At 37.8% G+C, this 3,837-nt stretch carries 6 protein-coding genes; all 6 read left to right on the forward strand.

The annotated features are described in order from the left end of the window. Positions 1-252, forward strand: a 252-nt coding sequence (locus AC1DRQ_RS30050; RefSeq protein ID WP_477429581.1) for a hypothetical protein, incomplete at its 5' end; no start/stop codon positions are given. Between the two features lie 3 nt (positions 253-255). Continuing rightward, positions 256-924: a hypothetical protein gene (locus tag AC1DRQ_RS30055; RefSeq protein ID WP_477429583.1), complete on the forward strand. Its 669-nt coding sequence runs from the start codon at positions 256-258 to the stop codon at positions 922-924. 14 nt (positions 925-938) lie between these two features. Beyond that, the gene (locus AC1DRQ_RS30060; protein ID WP_477429585.1) at positions 939-1,685 is read left to right on the forward strand and encodes a sensor histidine kinase; all 747 of its coding nucleotides are present in this window, start codon (positions 939-941) and stop codon (positions 1,683-1,685) included. A 3-nt stretch (positions 1,686-1,688) separates the two neighbouring features. Continuing rightward, a complete protein-coding gene (locus AC1DRQ_RS30065) occupies positions 1,689-2,348 on the forward strand; it encodes a response regulator (protein WP_429400849.1) in 660 nt (219 codons plus the stop codon). A gap of 103 nt (positions 2,349-2,451) precedes the next feature. Beyond that, entirely contained in the window at positions 2,452-3,219 is a 768-nt protein-coding gene (locus AC1DRQ_RS30070; RefSeq protein ID WP_477429587.1) for a helix-turn-helix domain-containing protein, read from the forward strand. A gap of 69 nt (positions 3,220-3,288) precedes the next feature. Then, positions 3,289-3,837 (forward strand): ester cyclase (locus AC1DRQ_RS30075; protein ID WP_477429589.1); only part of this gene is annotated, 549 nt, incomplete at its 3' end.

Genomic DNA, 3,837 nt, shown 5'->3' on the forward strand with positions numbered 1-3,837 from the left:
ACATACGATAAGGAGTACATAGGTAATAAACAGCCCCATCAACCCGAAAAAGCTTATTGGGGTTATAATACGCTGATCATGGTTTCAACGCAGTACATCAATGGCAACCATGTTGATTATTACACCAATTCCATCAACGCAAACCCCCTCGGACATGGTTTTATAGTAATGGCAGTTCCTGAAAACCGTGGGGAACTATGCCCGCCGCCTGCAAATTGTAAGGATATAGGCGCTACCTTATTGGATAACTAAATTATGGCCAGCTACTTCACAGTTAACACGGTATCAGAGTTTGTATGCCTGATCACCAGCCTGATTTGTTTAACAAGAGACAAATGTCTGGCCTGGAGATTACTTGTTTTTTACATGCTATTAAACTGTGCTACCGAGGTAGCTGGCATTTATATACGGGTAAAGCTACATCATCATAATTATCCTGTTTATAACCTTTTATTATTAGCCGAATGCGGCACAGTTACTTTTTTCTTTTACTACCTGTTTAAAAGCTATAAGAATATAATGCCTTATGTAATTATATGGCTGGTTATTTTTATGGCTGTATACATCACAGAGCTCATCTTAAACCAGATGGGGCAGTTTTTATTTTATACCGCGTCGGTTATGTCAATAGTGTTTGTATTTACGGCATTATATTTTTATTACCTGATGCTTATGGACGAAAAGTATATGCAATTAAGCACTTACGCGCCATTTTGGTGGGTTAATGGCGCATTGTTTTTTTATTTTGGAAGTACTACGTGTAATATATTCTTTAATTACCTTATCAAGGATACTCATATATTATTTGGTAATTCCATCAGGTACATAGTTTTTAGTATATTGAATATTATTTTATATGGTTTTTGGTCATACGCTTTTATATGCAGATATCTTCAACGGATATATACTCCCTCGTCGGATTAACATCATTGATTTTTTTGATAGCGCCGCTGTTTTTAATATTATATGTTATTTCATATAATCGCAAAAAGAAGGCTCATGCTGAGGAAAAAGAAGGGCTGCGGCAAAGTTTTGAAAATGAATTGCTCAAAACCCAAATGGAGGTACAGGAGCAAACACTTCAAAACATTGCCTCTGAACTGCATGATAATATAGGGCAGATGCTTAGTCTTACCTCCATTACCTTAACCTCTATCAACATTAATAATATTGATAATACGTTTAAAACACTCGAGAAAATAGAAAGGGCAGAGCAGCTCACCAGCCAGTGTATAAAAGAGTTAAGGCAACTATCGCGTTTATTGTATGGCAAAGAACTCATCAGCAAAGGGCTTAAAACAGCTATTGGGTTTGAACTGGAGTGGTTAAATAAAACCGAGATCTATAAAATTAGCTTTAAAGGCGATAATTATCAGGAAAACATCGTACAAACGGATAATGAGATCATACTATTCCGTCTGTTTCAGGAAATTATAAACAATGTGATTAAACATGCCAGGGCCACAGTTATCAGTGTTGACCTGCAGCAATCTGAACAGGGTACCCAGTTAATTATAAAAGATAACGGGCAGGGCTTTGTTATTGATGAAAAAATGAAAGAAACCAACGGTATGGGCTTACATACCATACAAAGAAGAGCTGCCATGCTTGGCGGTAAGGCGACATTTACCTCGGTACCCGGAAAAGGTACAGAGGTATTTATAAAAATACCTAAAAAACAATAAAGTATGCAGCATGATAAAACTATCCGTATTGCTATAGTTGATGATCATACACTTTTTCGGAATGGAGTAACAAGCCTGCTTTCGGAATTGAATGAAATTGAGGTGGTATTTGGTGCCGCCAATGGCGAAGAAATGATAAGCAAACTGGTTCCGGATGCTTTGCCGCAGGTAATATTAATGGATATTACTATGCCAATCATGAATGGATACGAATCAACCCAATGGCTAAAAAAGAACTATCCCCAAATAAAAGTTTTGGCCTTAAGTATGTTTGAAGACGATGTTCCTATAATTAGAATGATTAAAAGCGGCGCAAGCGGTTATTTACTAAAAGAATCAAAAACAGCCGATCTTGTTGTGGCTATTCAAACCGTTGTTGACCATGGCTTTTATTTAAATAATCTGGTATCGGGTAAACTGATCAGGTCTGTACAGGACGATCAGTATGACATTCATGGCAAGGTTGGTCAATTATCAGAAAGAGAGATAAGGTTTTTGGAGTTATGCTGTTCAGAACTTACTTATAAGGAAATCGCTTCTGCTATGAGCTTAAGTCCGCATACTATTGATAATTACAGGGAAACGCTTTTTCAAAAACTGGATATTAAATCACGTACGGGCCTGGTGCTTTTTGCTATAAAAAATCAGTTGATTAAAGTATAAATTAATTTATGCTTTAATCAATATAGCATGCTTTCCACCTGGTAAATATGACAATGATTTAAGCAAAGTGTTCATTCTAAGCGCTACATTAGGATGTATGAAAATGGAGAGGCATCTTCCTGTTAACATTTTGAAACCATTCATAAAAACTTTCATGATCATTGAAAGCGAACATGGAATGGAAAACCGGACATTGCCTGATACTTCCATGGTTATAGCTTTCAGGTACAGGGGAGTGGTAAGTGATGAAGTTCAAGGCGTTAAAAGCAAGTTGCCGGCTGCCGTTATAACGGGGATAAGAAAATCATCACGTTTAATTAATTATTCGAGCCAGGCCGCAACGCTGCTGGTTATTTTTAAACCCGGCGGTGCAGCAGCATTTTTTAAAGAACCGCTTCATGAATTATTCGGAATAAGTTTATCACTGGATGCCTTGATCAGTCCCGGTAAACTAAATGAGATAGAGGAACAATTAACCGATGCTAAAGACAGTTTGCAAAGAATAGCTGTAATAGAGCGTTTCCTGATCTCCAGGTTAAATGAAACCCGGCCCGACCTGCTTATACACCATGCCATACAACAAATACAATTAGCAAATGGCTCCATCAGGATAAAAGAACTGGTAAGCACATTGCCCTTAAGCCATGACCCGTTCGAAAAAAGATTCAGGCGCCTAACCGGAACCTCGCCCAAACAATTTTCATCTATAGTACGGCTCAGAAATGTGATCAATACCTATGATCCGGCTATTAACATGACCGAAACCGCGTTAACAGCAGGTTATTTTGACCAGGCCCATTTTATAAAAGACTTCACATCATTCACCGGCCAAACCCCGCTGGAGTTTTTCAAATCCCCTCTTTACTGGTAAAATCAATGATTTTTTACAATCATCAGGTTTCTATAGTTCTGAATTTTACATAAACTAAAATTCAGGAAAATGAAACCATTAATCAACTTAGGCTACATCCTGTCGGGAGCATTAGTTATCAGTATGCCTTCGTTTTCACAAGTAAAAATCAATCATTTATTAACCCAATCAAAAAAAGAAGTAAAAATGGGAACAGATCAAAGTCAGGACAAAAATAAAGCAGCTGTTCGTAAGCTTTACGAAGATATTTTAAACACCGGCAAATTAGAATTATTAGATCAGGTTATTGCTGAAGATTATATAGGGGTTCTCGGCGAAAATGGGCCTGCAGGATTTGCTCGGGCCATAGCACCTGTAAGGACGGCATTTCCGGATATTAAATGGACAATTGAAGATTTAATTGCGGAGGGGGACAAAGTGATGGCGAAATGGTCATGGAAAGGTACAAACACAAGCTCATTTAACGGAATTCAGCCTACTAATAAAGAAGTTACCCACCATGCGGTCAACATCTTTCAGTTTAATGACGGTAAGATTATTAAAGCCTGGATGGAGTCAGACAGGTTAGGTTTTTTTCAACAAATAGGGGTTATACCTCCGGGGCTAATACCTCCACCA

This window comes from Mucilaginibacter sp. P4_E8, assembly GCF_056401495.1.

What these genes read in the sequence shown, in the direction of transcription:
- AC1DRQ_RS30055 (WP_477429583.1), top strand. Translation starts at nt 256, where the DNA reads ATGGCCAGCTACTTCACAGTTAACACGGTATCAGAGTTTGTATGCCTG.
- AC1DRQ_RS30065 (WP_429400849.1), top strand. Translation starts at nt 1,689, where the DNA reads ATGCAGCATGATAAAACTATCCGTATTGCTATAGTTGATGATCATACA.
- AC1DRQ_RS30070 (WP_477429587.1), top strand. Translation starts at nt 2,452, where the DNA reads ATGGAGAGGCATCTTCCTGTTAACATTTTGAAACCATTCATAAAAACT.